The sequence below is a fragment of the Saprospiraceae bacterium genome, assembly GCA_016710235.1.
Lineage (GTDB): Bacteria > Bacteroidota > Bacteroidia > Chitinophagales > Saprospiraceae > Vicinibacter.
Genome location: JADJLG010000001.1, coordinates 210,123 through 228,102 on the forward strand (window position 1 = coordinate 210,123; position 17,980 = coordinate 228,102).

The window sequence follows — 17,980 nt, forward strand, 5'->3', positions numbered from 1 at the left end:
TATCTGTCAACTTTTAGCAACAAGCTTTCTTAAAAGTGTCTTTACTTCTTCCAAATATTCGGTTGTTTCAATGATAACTGCACAGCTTGGTCCATTCCAAAATTTTTGAACTCCTGCTGTCAATGTCTTTACAGGGTGATGAGTAATTTCCCTTTTTGTCTCTACATCTGACTGCATTACAACCAATCTTATTTTCTTGCGGCCAGTTATGAAAAAAGCAATGTTCCTATTTTTGCGTATTGAAATGTAATGTTTCTGGGAATTGAAAACTAAGCTGGAATTTACATTTATCAAATCGGTTTTTATGTCAAAATAGATTTGTCTTACGATAACTGAGACACCGTCAAGATGATAATTTTCATTATATTCAACATCTTCCATGTCAACAGAAATTTCATTTTCGATGCTGGCAAATTCTATGTTTTCAAAGTCTGGATGCATTGTGTAAATTGATTCTCCGTTATTAAAGAATTTTTTTATTAAAATTAACTTTACCATTTTACCCCAAGTGTCAGAATATGTTTCCATAATTTCTGGCAACTCCTTCTTATCTCCATCAATTACAAGTAAAATATTTTGGCTCCGTTCAATGGTGTCTTTTATGAATTTATAAATTTCTTTTTCCCCTAGATGTTTTTTGAATTCCTTTTTAATATCGCCGTCATTAGTGATAAAGGAGAAGATTTTTTCAACAAGGTCATTCTGGTTCTTAGGGTTTTTATAAAAACCGAAAAATTTTGTAATTTGTGGAAATATGTGATTGTAAAAGTCGTGTTTGGCTAACTCAACTTCAACAATGTAAAATTCAGGGTTTTCTTTGTCTGAAAGGTCGAATAAAAAGCCATCAGGAATTGAATTACCTAAGCTTTTGGTTTCAATTTTTCGTTTTGAATCAATATATATTGAATTTGTACCAAAGAACTGTTTAGAACTTAGAACAACTTCTCTCTCAAAGTCTGCTTCTTTGTCAAACTGAAACTGGTTATATGTTTTGTTGTTTGTAAATAGTTTCATTTGCAGTGTCAAATGTTTAGAGTTGCTACATTTTCAAAGGGTGAAAATACCAATTATTCTATTTCCAAATACATTAATCACTTTTTAATGAATAATATCTCGGATTCTTAAGGCCAAAAGGCAACATTATTATAGATCACCGACTAGTTCGCTGAATAATAAACTCTCCCACAGGCTTAAAACAAGCCAATTTTGAGCTAAGATAAGTTCTTTCCAGGCTGGAGAGATACCATTTCGACCCGGACTCATGTCCTTGTCGGAATACAGGCAAGATGATCCGAATACTGAGCTTTAGTTCATTTCCACCACCGATAGCGAATCTCCAAATTTTACAGATCAATGCAATATAAACGACTTGTATCTGTGAACGAGCTAAGATCCTATTGCACAAATAAAATAATTCTTGAAAACTACATGACCATTTATTTCAAATAACCAATTAGCTATATAAAAATGTAAGCTTTTTATTCAAATTCAATCCCATTAAAGCTTGATAAATCACTGATCGATCTCATGAACATCCTCTAAGCACACTCAACATCCCATCACAAAATTATTTATTCCCCATAGCATTGACCTCAAAGTAGGCTTACCCGAGCTTCATTCAACACAGGATTAAATCGCAGCAGAGCTTCGCTTAATCCTTGTATGTTAGCAGTAGGCATTACTTTCTTCGTAAATCTGTTTCATCTTTATTGCTTTTTCCAATATTACAAGTTTCACACAATGTTTGATAATTTTTCATTTCATCCTTACCACCTTTTGACCGAGGTAAAATATGGTCTATATGAAGAATGATATTATCTTCTGCATTTCTGCCACAAGCTACACACTTCCAATTGTCTCGTTTGAAAACCTGCCATCTTACGCCTGCTTGTACTTTTATTTTATTGTCTGCTTTGGATCTTAATGATTGTAATTCACTTCCAGTTATGTCAGATAAGATTGTTTCCTTTTCCAAAAAATATTTTTCGAAATAGAGCTGAAATCTTAGTTCCATTTTTTCAATATCACTTTTTAAGTTTGGCTCAATTCCTAATGAGATATTTATAAATGCTTTTAAAAGCGGGAATAGCATTAAGTTAGATAAAATAATTTCATTTAAACTATCATAAGTTATTGGATAATCAAACGGTTTTGAACTTATAAGAATATCAAAATCATTATTCTTAAATTTTTGTTTTAATGTTTCTTGTATGTCTAAAATTTCAAAATATTCTCTTTGATATTTACAATTTGAACGATTAATGATTGATAGGAAATTTATTATTTCTGCATCTAAAAAATCATAAAATTTTCTATATGTTTCTTTTGTAAATCTTTTCACATATCCGAAATAAAAAACTGAATTTATACCTGCTGTAGTTAAATCTATTCCAATTAAGGTTGGTGTAATTTGTGCTTCTTTTTTATCTACCCTTTGTAATCCTTTCCATTTGTTCTTCGCTCTCTGTCCATAAATCCAAATACTTGAATGTTCATAATCAATGTTTACCGGTTTAGTTCTTTGACTTTTTGATGTTCTAAATTGTGGTGATTTTCCTATTGTACAATTTTCAAAAAAATCATAGTTATACATTTCAGCAATTCGGGAAATAATTTCGTTATTAATAATTTCTAATTTTGGTAATATTGAATATCTAATTGCGTCTGCTTTTAATTGTAGGTCGTCTATTAGAAATAGATTTTTGTCTTCTGTGTCAAATATAATTTCCTCTATTCTCATTTTTACGCTGTATCTATATGTATACTACTAACGGCAGACCGTGAAAATACCATATTTTTTATTTCCAAAAACATAAAACACCTGGTAAAATTTCATATAACCGAATTTTTGTCGTGATAAAGGCACTATTTTTATAGACCTCAAATGGTTTGCTTAAAAATTAAGCTATCCCACAGGCAAAAAACAAGCCAATTTTGAGCTAAGATAAGGTCTTTCCAGGGTGGAGAGATACCATTTCGACCAGGACTCATGTCCTTGTTGGAAGACAGGCAAGATGATCCGAATACTGAGCTTTAGTTCATTACCACCACCGATAGCGAATCTCCAAATTTTACAGATCAATGCACTATAAACGACTTGTATCTGTGATATGAGCTAAGATCCTATTGCACAAATAAAATAATACTTGAAAACTACATAACCACTTATTTCAAAAAACCAACTAAATATATAAAAATGAAACCATGTATTCAATTCCAATCCCAGGTGAAGCTTGATAAATCACTGATCGATCTCATGAATATCCTCTAAGCACACTCAACATCCCATTATAAAATTATTTATTACCCATATTATTGACCTCAAAGCAGGCTTACCCGAGATTCATTCAACACAGGATTAAATCGAAGCAGAGCTTCGTTTAATCCTTGTATGTTATGTGTAGCCCTTCTGTTTGTCATTTGAGTTGAACGTGAATATGGTCGTCATGTCTAACCGCTTGGCAACCGTGAAACCTGATTTTGTCCGAAGTCAAGTTTAGACGTGTCTTTAAATGCGGCTCAATAAATATATTTCCAATGGCCGGCTGTGTCGAAAAAAGGTTTACTAACTCTCTTGTCTTTTCGATGTCAAGTGTGAAGTCCTGTTTGTTGTCTTGCGCTATAACTTTAGTCATGAAAGTATACAGCAAAAATCCTTTGCCGACACAAAAATCAGCGGTGTTTTTTTCATCAGGTAGTGCCTCTTCGCAAATACCGCAACCAATAAACGATGGACATTCATTTGTAGATTCGCCTGTTTTGTAGTCACGATAACAAAAAGAAAAGTCAAGTTTTTTGCCGTCATTGTGGCTAAGGTGAGGAATAAGAGGAAACTTGTCAATGAAAGGAAAGTTAGCGTCCAAGTAGTTTGTAGTCGTCCCTGGGAACTTGTCGTTCATTTGTTTTGCAACATCAAATACTGCCTGCTTTAACTCTGGTCTTACATAATTGCGATTGAGTAAGCAAGTCAAGATGTTTAATGGTTGCAGATGATTCGTCTCCGTCAAAGGAAGCTGAATACGTCCAAGTGGATTTGCAATTAAGGGAACTATCAAAAAAGTCGTCAAGCAATAAAGTGCAACAAAGGAAGTAAACCTATAGGTCGCTTTTAGATAGTTGTTACTTGTCCACTTGTCAGTCAGTTTGTGTGTCAAAATGGAAAGTAAGTATACAAGTCCGCCCACCTGGGTAAAAACAGTGAGCAGGCAGATAATCATTATTACAAAACTAACTTTTAATAGTCGCACAGTCGATTTTAAGGGTTACACATAACTGCCAGCATACCTGACGTAACCCGCTTTTGTTGGCTATGGGCTGCCCAGCCATGTTGGAGGCAGTATTTACACTTTCTTAAATTTTAATTTATATCCAATTCCAATTTGCAGATTGCGAATAAATTGTTTTGCATTATCATTGACCTGTCCATTATCATCGGTAAATACAAATTCTGAAACATTAATCAATCCAATATTGTACCTCGCTAAAGCAAATAAGTTCTTATAGTTTGTTTCTAATTTACATACCAATCCAAAGTCAGTTGACCTTATACTTTCAACAATCGGATCTGACCAATCGCCATTGTTAATTTTGACTTGCTCGTTTACTTTTATTCCATAATTCAGACCAATACCAAGCACCAAATATCTCAGTAAATCAAATTCGACCTCCGGAATAATGTCTAAATATCCGTATCTATTCCTTGATGGTATAGGATTATTGTCGATTCCCGTGTCATACCCTTTTAAGCTATATTGAAAATCAACTTGAAGCTGTATTTTTTTGTTAATTTGATAACTTGGAGCTATTCCAATGAAATATCCAAATCTACCTTTTGGAGATATACCTTCAAATTCTTCAAACTTACAATTTGAATAATTCATTCCCGAAGAAAAATTCAAACTTATTTGCCCAAACATTGATTCGGTAATTCCAAAAGCTAATAGGACAGAGATTAAAATAATTCTTTTTATTGTATTTTTGATTTCATTTTAGAACGGTTTTAATTCCATTTTATTGTTACCGACGGAGGAGTATTGACGAGGTAGCTGCCATCCGTAATGCCAAGAATTAAGATGTATCTTTACTTTCCACTTATTCACATCACTTAAAGCTTATGGAGGCTATTTCTGTAAATAATTTGTTATGCGAATTTTCTATAGAATTATTGTTTTATTACCTTAATGATTTTCATTGCATTTTTGGATTTAAATTTATAGAAATAAATTCCTGTTTTTAGTTCTGATGGCCATCGGAATATAATTTCATCCGTCGAAATATCTATCTCTTTTTGGTAAACGTTCTTTCCATCAATGGCAAAAATTTCCATCTCCATTGACTTATTTAAATCAAAAGATTTAATCGTAACAAAATCATTGGAAGGATTTGGATATATTTCAATATTCTTCAGTCCTTCTTCAAGTTCTTCTACTCTCGTAGATGATTTAAACCTGATATCCATAAAAAACTGACCCAATCCTGCTCTATATTTCTGATCGAAATTTACAAAATAAGTTGTGTCACTTTCAGAATTTCCCCAGATAGTGTATAAACCATTACCGTTGTTAATTATAGAAGCCGACTCTCCCTCTACTCCAGATATTTGGTACCCATCAATAGGACCACAATTGGCATCCATCAATAATATAAATGCATCATATTTGTCATTTGGATTTTTCAATATCCGACCATTGCCAACATTTAGCTCGCCAAAAAAATATCCGGCTAATAAATAACTTAAGTCTGACTGAAATTATTGCGCAAAATTATAAGGTAGTATGAATGTCTTCTGGTCCAACTGAGTTAGAGATAATAATCGAGAATCAGAGCCCATACTCAAGGAAAAAACATTATAAGAATTTGAGGTATTTAATAACTTCACTCCATCGACTTCTATAAAGTCAGCATTATAATAGCCCAATATATTCACCCCATCCTGAGTTAAAAATAATTGATCTGGAAACTGCCAATCTGGACCACCAATTCTTTTGTTTGCTAAGACATTTTTATTACTATCAATTTTGAAATAAAATCCATCATAACTTCTGGTTTGAGTATTTCTTATTGTATCTCCATTCGATATTATAGATGAGCCCCAGAATGTCCCTATAATGTGCAATATTCCATTTTGATCAAATAAAAAGTCTTGTATGGTTTTTTCATCGTCTCCTTCAAAATAATACGACTTTTCTACTTTGTAATCTAATCTATTTAAATTTAATATTAAAAGATTTCTGTCAGCTTGTCCCAATCCTGCGGTAAATTCTAATCCATCTATTTGAATTTTCCCTTGAAAATAAAAAGAATAATAGCTGAATTCAACATTTAAGTGCGACAAGGTTCAAAAATACTTCATTTGGTGTTTTGTAACCTAATTTTTTTCTAGGTCGATTATTTATTTGGGATTCAATTCGATCCAAGTCAGTTTGCTTGAGCATGGAAAAGTCTGATTTTTTTGGCAAGTATTGCCGTATTAAACCATTGATATTTTCATTGCAACCTCTTTCATAAGCAGAATATGGATGAGCAAAGTATATCTTAGTATTCAATGCTTTAGCCAATGTTTGATGATCTGCATTTTCTTTTCCATTGTCTAATGTAATTGTATGGCATAAGTTTTTATATTTTTTCAATTTGCAACTGATTGTTTTGGCTGTGAATTTAGCTCCTTTGGACTCCAGCTTAATAATCTTTACAAACAAGGATTTTCTTTCCACCATACTGGCAATTTGAGACTTATGATTCTTTCCTACTATAGTATCTCCTTCCCAATCTCCATACCTTTTTGAGATTCAACAATCTTTGGTCTATCTTCAATACATACTCTGTTTTTGATAATTCCCCTTTGTTTATAGGTATTTTTGCGTCTTCGCCTTCTTCTGTGGGAATGTCTTAAATTACTCCATAGATCACCTCCTTTCCTTTTATCTTCATATACATATTGATATATGCACTCTTTACTAACCCTTTCATACTTATCAATATTCGCTCGACCTTCGATTTGCTCTGGGCTCCACTTGATTTTAAGTAATTGATCCACTTTGCATCTAAGATCGCTTGTAATTTTATTCTTCCTTCCCTTTCCTTGTGCTCTCTGTTCACTCCGATCCTGCGCTCTTGCGCTTCCATATAACTTGTATGAACCAGGTGAAGAGTTTCTATCGAGTTCCCGATATATTGTGCTTCTATGAAACCCTAATTCCAAAGCTATCTGAATAATGCTCATTCCTTGCCTTCTAAATTGTTCAATTAATACCCTTTGAGGGTAGGTGATTTGTTTATACATTTGTGTACAGTTAAAAATCTTGAGGGGAAAGTACCTATTTTTAGAATAGGTCTTTCTCCAAAAGAATATTTTATTAACTGTCGCACTTATTTATGGAATCTAGTATATAATTTATTATTGAATTCCTTGAAATTTCCATCTCCTAAGCCATATTCAGATTGTATTTCTTTTATTATAGAAAGTGTATCTCTTTTAATGTTATATTTAAGGAGGACAAAATAGCCTCGTTTAGTGTCATGAAAAATTAATTCTTCATTAATATAAACTGAGTCATATGCAAGAATCGAAAAATAAATGCAAGAATCACTCGCTAAAAGCAATCTTGATCCATTAACATCCCTAATTCCATAGATCTGATGCACTTTGGATGCATTATAATTAGAATCAAGAGTCAGAAAAATATAAGCTGATGACTTTCCATAAATAGGATGTATTTTTCCTTTGGATTTAACAACAAATTTATTATCGACATAAACCGAGTCATTAATGGCACGTGAGGCAAATAGTCCTATGTAAGTGTTCTTTTTGTTATCTTTGATTCCTGGATAAAATGAAGCACCTGATATTGGGACAGTTTTTAATATTTCAATTTGCGAAAAGGCCATTGAATATAATAATAGAAAAAAAAAGGCAAAGTATAATTTTTAATCTTTCCATAAAAATGAAATAGGTGGTTTCTAAATTGAAACCACCTATTTATTTACTTAATATTTCACTATTTTAATTACATCTGTTTTGTTATCTGAGTTTATCTTGAGCAAGTAAATACCAGAAATTACTCCTTTAGGCCAATCTATCTGTATTGCATCTAATTCTCTTTTCATATGATAATTTCTAGCATTGAGTAATTCCTTTCCATCTAAACTATGAATACTAACTTGAATATTTGCAACTGGTTTTTTTATCCTTAAGATAAAATATTCCTCCGATGGATTAGGAGTTACTATATAATCTTCAATTAAAATTATTTGTTGAATACCGATTCTTGGAAGAGAATTAACACCATTGCCAGGAAATAAAAACTGTTCTCCTCCTACAGGTTGGTTCATCATGTTAGATTGTACAAGATCAAAGGAGAAAGGATTAATGGTTTGATTTCCCTCGAATTCGACATCTATAGAATAATTAGTATTTGATAAAAGGTTCAAGTTTGTTAATTGGGCTGGCATATTAATAATTTTTATTCTGTTTGATTCGGTTACAATTATTCCTGTACCTTGACTACCTCCAATTTCCCAAATCGTTCTTAAAGGTTCACGTAAATTAATGTAAGCATCCCCATTGTCTAAAACCTTACCGTAATGTGGCTTATCTGAATCTTTAAAAGTCAAAGTAACAGGCCCAGGTACATTATCCACATCATTTACAAAAACACTAATGGCCTCATCAGGATACCCAAAATTATTTGGATCTAGATCAAATATACTCACATTTTTCCAAGCAATATTATTATTATTTTTAGTATTGAGCCAAACAGCTTCGGATTCATTAAGAAACATAGGGTCATCACTTGCTACTATCCTTGCGTACAGACAATAATGATGGTCATTTACATCATCATACCAAGCTGGATTAGGAGGTGACCAAGGAAATTTAATGATAGCTTCTTCGCCGGGCTTAATTGCTGGTATAGGCATTCCGCTGGCTATTTCACCTCCACATGGCCGTGGTCCTGAAGAAGTCATAATAGTGCATGTATTAGGATTTCCAGCAGTATAGGTCCAACTATATGGCCATTTCAAACCTGTTGAAGCTTTTGACCAATATAGATGAAGTATTCCATTTTGTAGAAAATTACAGCCACGATCTCTTACCTTAACATAAACAAAATTAGGACTGTTGGCTTTGTATTCAGGATTTTGATGAACTGGCTGATTATCATCGGAATTTCTTACCCATATGTCTTCACTTAAATATAAGTCAGCACTTACATTATTAGCTTCATCTCCAAAATCAAAATAATCGTCTTTCATATAAACATCTAATGACTCTGGGGGAGCAGGTTTTGTGAATTGCTCTTTATAAGTATCCTTAAAATGATTCCAAATAACGGTTTAGTATTGACAAGGTAGCTGCCATTTAAACGAAATCAAAAGTGAAATATATTTAACCTTCATGATTGACCTGATAAATTAAGCAACTTGGTGGCATAATCGTCCATAAATTGCCAATTGCAGATTCATTTTCAAGTTTAGATTGTTGAAACAATTATCAACAACATTTTTGATAAAAATATTGTTGTATGAGACATAATATTATTGCAAGATAATATTATTACAATTTGATCAATTTGTCATTTCTAATAACTCTACCATTTTCAATTATCTTTAAAAAATAAACACCATTAGAAAAGGATTCTTGCTCAATTTCATTACTTCCTTCAAACAATCTATGAGATAAAATTAATTTTCCATTTATATCAAACAATTGGAGATACATTTTTTCTGGACTATAATCCAATACATTTATAACAAAGTAATCTTTATATGGGTTGGGAAACATTTCGATTTTAATATGTTTTTTATCATCGATTGTCTTAGTTGTACCTACATTCAGAACTTTGCATAATGTATCTACTCCATTTATATTTTTTGCAATCAGACACACTTCATATATTCCATTTTTATTGTACAGATGGATTGGACTTCGTGAATTACTCGTCATCCCGTCTCCAAAGCTCCACTCCCATTCTGTAACTTCATATGCACTGAGATCCGTAAATTCAATTTTGAGATAATCAGTTGTATCCGGATCATGCCTCCACCATGCCCAAGGTATATTGTCTAATCCCAAAGTATCACAGCTACTGCCATCCAAGGGACCGAGGCGAAAGTTAGGCATATTGGGGATGCCATAGCCGCCTAATGTTTTCAAGGCGAAACTGTTTGATTTAGCTAGACAAGCTATACCTTTCTCATTTGGTTTATTGATTCGATGCATTACAAAGTTACTGTAAGCATTTGAAATGTAAATTCTGCCGTCAGGGCCGAGCTGATGTAGATTGTACTGGGATCCCCATTGAGTTTGGCTCTCAATGGTGTCAATCAATTCCGGTGAATTGAAGGATTCCAAATTTTCTAAATCCATTTGGTATAGATTCTTTTGCTCACTATAATACAAATATCTTGAATTGGGTGAAAAACTAATTCCTGAAAATCCTGAGGTGGGATAATTCTCTAATCTAATAAATTCAAGATCTCCATTACAACGATTAAATTTATATAGCTTAATGTATAATCCTTCTCTAAAATCAATTGCATCCAATAATGCAAAATATTCTCCATTTGGTGAAAAAACAGCTTGACCTGCACCATCAGTAATTATTGGCCCAATATTTTGTAGACCAATTAAATTAATACCTTCAGGAGTCAATAAATATTTATAAAATAAACTAGTATTCCATTTATTCAAAACTATCCACCAATCCCTCCCATTGGCGTGCTTACAAGCAGTCAAGCATCCTCCATTTAAGGTATCATGGACAAGCGTAGACTTCTCAATCACTTTATTGAGCTTGGAATCAATTACAAGATAATTTAAATCTTGAATGTAAAAATTTGGAGAGCTCAATACTTTATTAACATAGAATAAATAGTATAAGGAAGGATTAAGGGGTTCATTTAAAAACATCACTCCTTGATCTTGTACTAACCCATCCCAATATCTAATTCCTAAATTAGTTGCGCCAGGTACTTTCTTGAAATTTACATCTTCTACATCATAACCGTTGGTGTAGTATAATAAATTTCCTTCTCTGTCCGAAAAGGAGGCGTTTGCTTCGTAGATATACATTCTTCCTTTGTCTTGGTATGTGACTATTGGATTTCCTGAATTAAAATCTACAAAAGTTGTACCCCATCTTGTATCACCTTGTCCACCTGCATATCCAAATACCCAATTAAAATCATACCGCTGGCAATTGCCTGCGGTATGATTTATCAAGTATATAATAATTAATAGAACTCTTGCTACTATGTTCATTCAATCAATAATTTTTTTATGATGACCTTTCCATTTGAGCATTCAACTTTCAAATAATAAATGCCACTGTTAAGATTGGCAGTACTTACATTAATCATTGACAGTGATTTTGTATTTATTTCACTTTGAATATGACGACCATGTATATCCAATATTTCAACTTTGAGAATGTCTGACTCCTTGTTTAAATTTTCAAGGATTACCCAGTTCTTGGTAGGGTTAGGGTATATTCTAATTTGATTTTCAAGGTTGATGTCTTTCGAACTCGTTATCACTGGCTGTGAAGTAAAACAGAGAACATCATCATTGAATTCATAAATAATTATCCTGTTATATAACATTCTTGCAATAGATACAGTGTAGGAATTTTGATGAATACACTGATTAGCTATTGTAAAAATATTAGCTAGAATGTTGGAAGTAAGATAATCCTTGCCCTGAATCAAGTATTGTATGAAGTGAAGATTTATTGCCTTTTCTTCTACTTGTATAGCATTGGTAGTAGTCAATGACAATGCTTGATTATTCAAGTTATTCAATGTGACTATTCTTTGTGATTCATTATTATTCACCTCAGCTTCGTATTGTTCTCTGAGGTTAGTGAGTGTATTCAATTCAGCCGTTTGAAACATACTTGTCAGAAACACCAAATTCTCCAGTGCCACAATCTAAATTCTTGCTATCAGGAATCCGATAGTCTCCCCAATTGCAGTTTTTAGAATCATTTGAATTGTAACCTATCCATGTTCCTTCAAATTGGTTGTTTTTAAATCCATCCGCTATAAACATTAACGAATTATATTTAATCTGTCCGTTTTTATCGAAATAAAAATCAGTCCTGAATTTACCTTTTAAAATCCCTGTGCCGTTTTGGTCCTTATCTTCGTAAAACTCATAAACTCCAAGCACGAATCCCTGTTTTACCGATGGAATCTCATTGTCATTATATGTTTTAGAATCATTAATCTTTATCAATCCTTGAAACGAACAAATATTTGTTTTTACTCGGGTTTTTCCATAAACAAAGTATTCTAATATATTATTCGGATTTTGAATCACCGAAGTAAAATGAATATAAAACCGTTGATAGTTTTCACCAATATATCCAAATGGTTCCAGTCTTTCAATCCAAGATGTATCACTTTCAAATTCTGTCCGAAATTTCTTTAAAGTCCACAAATCTGAAATATCGTATTTTGTTATTTCACTCAAAAAAGCCGTTGTCTTAGTCTCTTGTCCGTAAATAAATCCAGAAAAAAGAAATCCGAATATTATAAATATCTGTTTCATGTTTCGGAGTGTCTTTTTACATACACGCCAACATCTTTATATACCCCATAATGGCGTAGATATCTTCTATGTGTGATGGGCTTTCTTTTCATATTTTAAGGCATTTCAAGGTCTTTATACAAAATTATTCGATTTATTTCGTTTTTGATAACAAATGAGAGATTTTTTTCGAAAGGTCCATATCGTCTATCGGGCTGCTCAAGCAGCATCTGTTCGTATCCTGCACATGGGTGTATATTTCCATAGTCTTGATAGAGTTATGGCCCAAGGCTTCTGCGTTCTTTTCAGACCTAATCCTGCCACCCTAAAACACAAGTCAGGCATGTACCTTTCATCAGAGGGAGATTCGTGTACCTATTCAACGCAACTCAGAAAAGCCGAGTACCCAAGTTATGGCACTATTGTCAAATCTAAAATTAAAAACAATTATGTATATAACATATTCCAATGATATCACCGGCCAATTTGATGTTGCCTTCGAATCCGTTCTTTTTTTTTCAGGAAGTAAAATACCCTTTAATTAACAAGCTAGAATGTCCAGATTTCCATACCATAATACTGCTAAATATTCAGATTTCCATTTCAAGTTAATTATTTTGGAGTTCACCATCCTATTTAAATATCCTTTTATCAAATGGAAACTTTACGACAGATATTATTTTTAACTCCGGAAATTCATGGTGTTTGGGATTGATGAGAAGATTATAATCTCCATGAGTTACAGCTGATGGAATCTGAAGCACACAATATTTATTCTCTGACACGAATTGATCACCAATGCTTTGTGTTGAAAATGGATGTGGAAACATGTTCCAATCGGGAGGCAAGTCTGATTCCCTGAGCTTCATCAGTGAAATATCATCTGGAATATAAATCGTGACCATCATGTAATCTGCCGGCAAAGTCGCTAATGTGAAGTGTACTGCAACTTCCGCCATGGCAAGTGACCGGTTGTTTGCGGTATAAATGACTTCAACTCCAATTGAATTCCATCTGGCACCTTTGATCGCTGCGCCTTTGCCGGACAATGTCTGCGCAAATGCTTTTCTCGACAATCGAAATGCTTCCACTACAGCAGAATTCCGTAGTTTATTCTCGTCAATTCGCTGATCACCAACTCCTTTCCATAGGAGTCTTTGAGGAGTTCCATGGGTTTTAAATTGCCTAGGGAGAAATTGGGTGTTTCGAGCCAAAGTTTGAACTTCTCCATATCTCCAAATACGTCAATACCCACCTTAGTAACCTCAGCCATTTCTATAATTTTTTCAGACTGAATGGGTTTAAACTTCTTTAAGGTCTGCTTGTATCTGTGGAGTGATTTTGTGGAGATATCCAGAAAATCCGCCCAATTGTCCTCTGAAAAAGGAGTTAGTTGTTGAATTAATTGAAATAAAGTATAAGGTACTCCTTCTCTGATGACAAGTATCATCAGCATCTTGTTGGTCAAAAAGTCTGAATAGGTGATACTTTTTTTCTGAGAAAGAAAGCGACGGTCAATTTTGGAATGCCTGACCACATTTGTGATTTCCTTGTCCAGTCTGCTTTTAAAGTCAATACTTGTGCTTGCCATCATTTTATGTTTTTGGACACTTGTCTGCAAATTTAGGACATTTTTCCCAAATGAACAAGCGAGACATCCAAACCAGATTGCGGAATCCTCAGCATCACAGGAGGATTTAACCATGACGCTCACAGTATCTCCCCCTCACGATTTCATTTGTGCCAAAAAGCAAACTTAGTGTTTCCATCAAATGATCCCCTCTGCGTCAAGCTCCCGAGACAGGGAGCAAAGCCGACTAAGCCGTGAGTTTTTCCTCAGTCAGATGAGTCGTCCGGTGTGCTGCACAGCAGGTCAGACATGTTTGTCTGACGGAGCGAATAGCGAACCATAGAGGGCGACGGCCCCGCTACCCGCGGGGACAGCTCAGACCAGCATCCACTTTCCCTATTCAACTTTATCTCTCAATCTACCGCTGATTTTATCGTGGAAGCCAACTCCTTGAATTTTGCCGGTGATCATGTACCTTGCAGTATGAATCTGACCAATAAAGACATCGGTCGCCTGTTTGACGAGCTCGCTCAGTTGATGGAACTACACGGTGAGAATGAATTTAAAATTCGCTCTTATGCCAATGCCGGTCTCGCCATAAGAAAAATGGACCTGCCCTTGCTCTCTCAAAGCCAAAAAGAAAATGAAGCTGTAAAAGGCATTGGAAAATCGATCGCCGAAAAAATTGAGGAACTCAAATCGTCCGGAACCATAGTTGCCCTGGAATCATTGCGGTCTCAAACTCCTGAAGGTGTCCGCGAAATGCTTCGGATCAAAGGATTGGGACCTAAAAAACTGAAGATCATCTGGCATGACATGAATATTGAAAATCCAGGTGAACTCCTCTACGCCTGTCAGGAGAACCGACTTCTCATGTTCACCGGTTTTGGACTGAAGACTCAGGAGGAGATCATGAAGAATTTGCTCTTCTTTCAGCAACACAAAGATTCCTTCCTCCTGTCTCAGATCATTCCGGCTGCAGATGCTCTCCTCACCGCACTGAGGCAACTCAAACCAGAGGCTCAATTTGAGCTCACCGGTGAAGCCCGACGGTGGATGCCTGTATGCAACAAGATCCACATCTTATGTTCTGAAAAACCAGGACAATGGCCTGAAAATCTATCCATACTCTCAGAAAACGACAGTGAAGTAAGTGCACTGCTTGATGATAAATATCCGGTCAAAGTAGATATCGTCCCCTCGTCAAACTTCGGCCGGCATCATTTTATGACTACAGGAGGGAGTGAGGCATTCATGTCTGAGTATTACTTTCAACCTGATCAAACTTACAGTACCGAAGCAGAGATCTTTGAGAAGATGGGCCTGCCAATTATTCCCGCTGAATGTCGGGACATGAATAGTTCCTGGGCGGAGAAAGCATCGTATCTGATAGAGGAAAACGACATCAGAGGTGTCGTGCATGCACACAGCAAATACAGTGACGGTATGTATTCACTTAGAGAGATGGCTATGGAATGCATCCGACTGGGATACGAATATCTGGTCATCTCTGACCATTCTAAAACGGCAGCCTATGCTGGTGGGCTACAGGTGGAAAGAGTCCTGGCACAAAGGAATGAAATAGACACTCTCAACATTGAGCTAAAGCCCTTCAAGATATTCAAAAGCATAGAATCCGATATCCTTTCTGATGGGGCTTTGGATTATGAGTCGGAGGTTTTACAAGGATTTGACCTTGTGATCGCTTCCATTCATTCCCAGCTCAACATGACTGAAGAAAAAGCGATGAATCGATTGTTGAGGGCTATTGAAAATCCATACACCTCCATGCTTGGACATCCTACGGGTAGATTGCTTCTATCCCGAAAAGCCTATCCTGTCGATCACAAGATGATGATAGACCATTGTGCGGCATATGGGGTTTGTATTGAAATCAATGCCAATCCGATGAGGTTGGATCTGGATTGGCAATGGCTGGAATATGCCACCAGCAAAAATGTAAAGATCTCCATCAACCCTGATGCGCACAATCTACGCGGTATTACAGATATTCATTGGGGTGTAAAAATGGCTCGCAAAGCTGGCTTGTCAAAAGCGGATTGCATCAACACACTTCCTTTAGCGGAATTTGATTCCTGGGTCTCCGGAAGGAAGAACTCAAACCACATCTTTTAATTTCCTTCGATTCCCAAAGAAACGACTCCTCCAAGTCTGGCATTTGTTTTAAAGAAAAGTTAAAGGCGGTCATTTAAAAGATCATTAACAAGACGTTTGCATCAAAATAAAATCTGTACCCGCACCTCGCCATAATTTTACATGCAGATATTTATTCAATTAATTAATTCTGATAAAAAATGAAAATGTACAAAATCTTTGGCCTTGCTGTAATCGGTCTAGCCCTTCAACTTACAGCTTGCAAAAATGACAAAGCATCTTCAACAGATGCTGCCGCAACGTCTACTACCACTCCACCTGCTGATGCTTCAAATCCTGCTGCAGCACAAACTGCTGAGACAACTCCACCGGCACCATCCGGCCCAACTACAACTGTAGAATTTGAAACAATGGTTCACGACTGGGGTGAAATCAAAGAAGGCGATCACATGAAATATGCCTTCAAATTTAAAAACACCGGAAGCGAGCCTCTGGTCATTTCTGATGCTAAGGGTAGCTGTGGTTGTACAGTTCCTGATTGGCCGAGAGAGCCTATCGCACCGGGAGCTTCTGGAGAGATCAAAGTTGAGTTTGACTCAAAGGGTAAAGGATCAGAAGATGGTTCAAAGCAAACAAAAAAAGTTACTGTTACAGCTAACACAAACCCGACTCAGTCTTACCTTACAATTACAGGTGTAGTAAAGAAAACTCCTGGAGCAGCTGACGCTACAAAGAAATAATTTTTTTTAAAAATACATTCTTGCAAAAAGCCTTTTCTCAACAGAAAAGGCTTTTTCTTTTTACGCTTCGACGTACCTTTCGGCAGCGAAATTTTATGCAGATCAAATCTTATCTATCCTTAGTCAAATTCAGCCACACCATCTTTGCATTGCCTTTTGCACTGATCGGATTCTTTGTCAGTTTGCAGCGATATGGCAATGGAGCGATAAATCCCAGACTCTTACTGCTCGTCCTGGCCTGTATGGTGACGGCTCGCAATGCTGCTATGGCATTCAACCGCTGGGCTGATCAAAAATACGATGCACTGAATCCTAGGACAGCGACTCGTGAAATCCCTTCCGGAGTGATCTCTTCTCGAGCAGGTATGATCTTCATAATCGTCAATTCGGTGTTATTTATATGTTTTGCAGCGCTGATCAACCCACTCTGCTTTGCCCTATCTCCTGTGGCACTCCTCGTAGTGTTTGGATACAGCCTGACCAAAAGATTCTCTTGGCTTTGTCACCTATTCTTAGGCTTAGGTTTGTCACTGGCTCCTGTTGGCGCTTATCTGGCAGTCTCCAGTCACTTTGATTATTTACCTGTTTTATATGGCCTTGCTGTCATTTGCTGGGTAGCGGGATTTGACATTCTGTATGCTTTGCAGGATATCGAGTTTGACCAATCACAGTCTTTGTTCTCGATCCCTGCGAGATTTGGCATCCATCATGCACGGATGATATCAGGAGTCCTACATGCTATTTGTGCGATTTTAATCATCAGTTGTTCTCTCATCTTAATACGCGAGTTTCATCTTGACTATTGGATTGAAGCCGGCACCTTATTCTTTCTGGGACTGTTGATATATCAGCATTGGGTTGTGCACAAGTACGGTATGAGTCATATCAATCTGGCTTTCTTTACGACCAATGGCGTAGCATCCATACTTTTGGCTGTTGGAACCATTTTGGATTTCTATTTCTAGGGCGAAACCCAATTCGCATATCTGTTGTATATTTACCTTGACCAACTCACACTCCATC

20 protein-coding genes are annotated in these 17,980 nt (G+C 35.6%); 4 read left to right on the top strand and 16 right to left on the bottom strand.

Annotated elements, in window-relative coordinates:
- Positions 1-6: 6 nt before the first annotated feature.
- From IPI99_00915 to IPI99_00980, 14 genes are all read right to left on the bottom strand, one after another.
- Entirely contained in the window at positions 7-1,014 is a 1,008-nt protein-coding gene (locus IPI99_00915; protein MBK7339067.1) for a hypothetical protein, read from the bottom strand.
- A 136-nt stretch (positions 1,015-1,150) separates the two neighbouring features.
- Positions 1,151-1,405, bottom strand: coding sequence for a hypothetical protein (locus IPI99_00920; protein MBK7339068.1), 255 nt, complete (start codon positions 1,403-1,405; stop codon positions 1,151-1,153).
- Between the two features lie 273 nt (positions 1,406-1,678).
- Entirely contained in the window at positions 1,679-2,014 is a 336-nt protein-coding gene (locus IPI99_00925; protein ID MBK7339069.1) for an HNH endonuclease, read from the bottom strand.
- 1,402 nt (positions 2,015-3,416) lie between these two features.
- Positions 3,417-4,217 carry a hypothetical protein gene (locus IPI99_00930; protein ID MBK7339070.1) on the bottom strand — a complete coding sequence of 267 codons (801 nt, stop codon included), beginning with the start codon at positions 4,215-4,217 and terminating at the stop codon, positions 3,417-3,419.
- A gap of 123 nt (positions 4,218-4,340) precedes the next feature.
- Positions 4,341-4,880 carry an outer membrane beta-barrel protein gene (locus IPI99_00935; GenBank protein MBK7339071.1) on the bottom strand — a complete coding sequence of 180 codons (540 nt, stop codon included), beginning with the start codon at positions 4,878-4,880 and terminating at the stop codon, positions 4,341-4,343.
- 281 nt (positions 4,881-5,161) lie between these two features.
- Entirely contained in the window at positions 5,162-5,677 is a 516-nt protein-coding gene (locus tag IPI99_00940; protein ID MBK7339072.1) for a T9SS type A sorting domain-containing protein, read from the bottom strand.
- 72 nt (positions 5,678-5,749) lie between these two features.
- Complete coding sequence (locus IPI99_00945; protein MBK7339073.1) at positions 5,750-6,334, bottom strand: hypothetical protein; 585 nt, start codon at positions 6,332-6,334, stop codon at positions 5,750-5,752.
- Positions 6,315-6,788, bottom strand: coding sequence for an IS30 family transposase (locus IPI99_00950; GenBank protein MBK7339074.1), 474 nt, complete (start codon positions 6,786-6,788; stop codon positions 6,315-6,317). The genes IPI99_00945 and IPI99_00950 overlap by 20 nt, the downstream gene beginning before the upstream one ends.
- Positions 6,749-7,282 (bottom strand): IS30 family transposase, encoded by a 534-nt coding sequence (locus IPI99_00955; protein MBK7339075.1) that lies wholly within the window; start codon positions 7,280-7,282, stop codon positions 6,749-6,751. The genes IPI99_00950 and IPI99_00955 overlap by 40 nt, the downstream gene beginning before the upstream one ends.
- 86 nt (positions 7,283-7,368) lie before the next feature.
- Positions 7,369-7,887 carry a hypothetical protein gene (locus IPI99_00960; protein MBK7339076.1) on the bottom strand — a complete coding sequence of 173 codons (519 nt, stop codon included), beginning with the start codon at positions 7,885-7,887 and terminating at the stop codon, positions 7,369-7,371.
- A gap of 99 nt (positions 7,888-7,986) precedes the next feature.
- Entirely contained in the window at positions 7,987-9,255 is a 1,269-nt protein-coding gene (locus IPI99_00965; GenBank protein MBK7339077.1) for a T9SS type A sorting domain-containing protein, read from the bottom strand.
- 301 nt (positions 9,256-9,556) lie between these two features.
- The gene (locus tag IPI99_00970) at positions 9,557-11,224 is read right to left on the bottom strand and encodes a T9SS type A sorting domain-containing protein (protein ID MBK7339078.1); all 1,668 of its coding nucleotides are present in this window, start codon (positions 11,222-11,224) and stop codon (positions 9,557-9,559) included.
- Between the two features lie 35 nt (positions 11,225-11,259).
- Positions 11,260-11,895 carry a T9SS type A sorting domain-containing protein gene (locus tag IPI99_00975; GenBank protein ID MBK7339079.1) on the bottom strand — a complete coding sequence of 212 codons (636 nt, stop codon included), beginning with the start codon at positions 11,893-11,895 and terminating at the stop codon, positions 11,260-11,262.
- Entirely contained in the window at positions 11,879-12,553 is a 675-nt protein-coding gene (locus tag IPI99_00980) for a hypothetical protein (GenBank protein ID MBK7339080.1), read from the bottom strand. Before IPI99_00980 ends, IPI99_00975 begins: the two co-directional genes overlap by 17 nt.
- A gap of 154 nt (positions 12,554-12,707) precedes the next feature.
- On the opposite strand from IPI99_00980, the gene IPI99_00985 reads away from it, so the two are divergent.
- Positions 12,708-13,004, top strand: a complete 297-nt coding sequence (locus tag IPI99_00985; GenBank protein MBK7339081.1) for a hypothetical protein — start codon at positions 12,708-12,710, stop codon at positions 13,002-13,004.
- 160 nt (positions 13,005-13,164) lie between these two features.
- On the opposite strand, the gene IPI99_00990 is transcribed toward IPI99_00985, so the two are convergent.
- Entirely contained in the window at positions 13,165-13,623 is a 459-nt protein-coding gene (locus IPI99_00990; protein ID MBK7339082.1) for an RES family NAD+ phosphorylase, read from the bottom strand.
- Positions 13,623-14,123, bottom strand: a complete 501-nt coding sequence (locus IPI99_00995) for a DUF2384 domain-containing protein (protein MBK7339083.1) — start codon at positions 14,121-14,123, stop codon at positions 13,623-13,625. Before IPI99_00995 ends, IPI99_00990 begins: the two co-directional genes overlap by 1 nt.
- Positions 14,124-14,591: 468 nt before the next feature.
- On the opposite strand from IPI99_00995, the gene IPI99_01000 reads away from it, so the two are divergent.
- The 3 genes from IPI99_01000 (at position 14,592) to IPI99_01010 (ending at position 17,922) form a co-directional block, all read left to right on the top strand.
- Positions 14,592-16,238: a DNA polymerase/3'-5' exonuclease PolX gene (locus IPI99_01000; protein ID MBK7339084.1), complete on the top strand. Its 1,647-nt coding sequence runs from the start codon at positions 14,592-14,594 to the stop codon at positions 16,236-16,238.
- Positions 16,239-16,423: 185 nt separating this feature from the next.
- Positions 16,424-16,957: a DUF1573 domain-containing protein gene (locus IPI99_01005; protein MBK7339085.1), complete on the top strand. Its 534-nt coding sequence runs from the start codon at positions 16,424-16,426 to the stop codon at positions 16,955-16,957.
- 95 nt (positions 16,958-17,052) lie between these two features.
- Positions 17,053-17,922, top strand: a complete 870-nt coding sequence (locus IPI99_01010) for a UbiA family prenyltransferase (protein ID MBK7339086.1) — start codon at positions 17,053-17,055, stop codon at positions 17,920-17,922.
- Positions 17,923-17,980 lie beyond the last annotated feature (58 nt).

What these genes read in the sequence shown, in the direction of transcription:
- IPI99_00915 (MBK7339067.1), bottom strand. Translation starts at nt 1,014, where the DNA reads ATGAAACTATTTACAAACAACAAAACATATAACCAGTTTCAGTTTGAC.
- IPI99_00925 (MBK7339069.1), bottom strand. Translation starts at nt 2,014, where the DNA reads ATGGAACTAAGATTTCAGCTCTATTTCGAAAAATATTTTTTGGAAAAG.
- IPI99_00930 (MBK7339070.1), bottom strand. Translation starts at nt 4,217, where the DNA reads ATGATTATCTGCCTGCTCACTGTTTTTACCCAGGTGGGCGGACTTGTA.
- IPI99_00935 (MBK7339071.1), bottom strand. Translation starts at nt 4,880, where the DNA reads ATGAATTATTCAAATTGTAAGTTTGAAGAATTTGAAGGTATATCTCCA.
- IPI99_00955 (MBK7339075.1), bottom strand. Translation starts at nt 7,282, where the DNA reads ATGTATAAACAAATCACCTACCCTCAAAGGGTATTAATTGAACAATTT.
- IPI99_00960 (MBK7339076.1), bottom strand. Translation starts at nt 7,887, where the DNA reads ATGGCCTTTTCGCAAATTGAAATATTAAAAACTGTCCCAATATCAGGT.
- IPI99_00965 (MBK7339077.1), bottom strand. Translation starts at nt 9,255, where the DNA reads ATGAAAGACGATTATTTTGATTTTGGAGATGAAGCTAATAATGTAAGT.
- IPI99_00975 (MBK7339079.1), bottom strand. Translation starts at nt 11,895, where the DNA reads ATGTTTCAAACGGCTGAATTGAATACACTCACTAACCTCAGAGAACAA.
- IPI99_00980 (MBK7339080.1), bottom strand. Translation starts at nt 12,553, where the DNA reads ATGAAACAGATATTTATAATATTCGGATTTCTTTTTTCTGGATTTATT.
- IPI99_00985 (MBK7339081.1), top strand. Translation starts at nt 12,708, where the DNA reads ATGAGAGATTTTTTTCGAAAGGTCCATATCGTCTATCGGGCTGCTCAA.
- IPI99_00995 (MBK7339083.1), bottom strand. Translation starts at nt 14,123, where the DNA reads ATGGCAAGCACAAGTATTGACTTTAAAAGCAGACTGGACAAGGAAATC.
- IPI99_01005 (MBK7339085.1), top strand. Translation starts at nt 16,424, where the DNA reads ATGTACAAAATCTTTGGCCTTGCTGTAATCGGTCTAGCCCTTCAACTT.
- IPI99_01010 (MBK7339086.1), top strand. Translation starts at nt 17,053, where the DNA reads ATGCAGATCAAATCTTATCTATCCTTAGTCAAATTCAGCCACACCATC.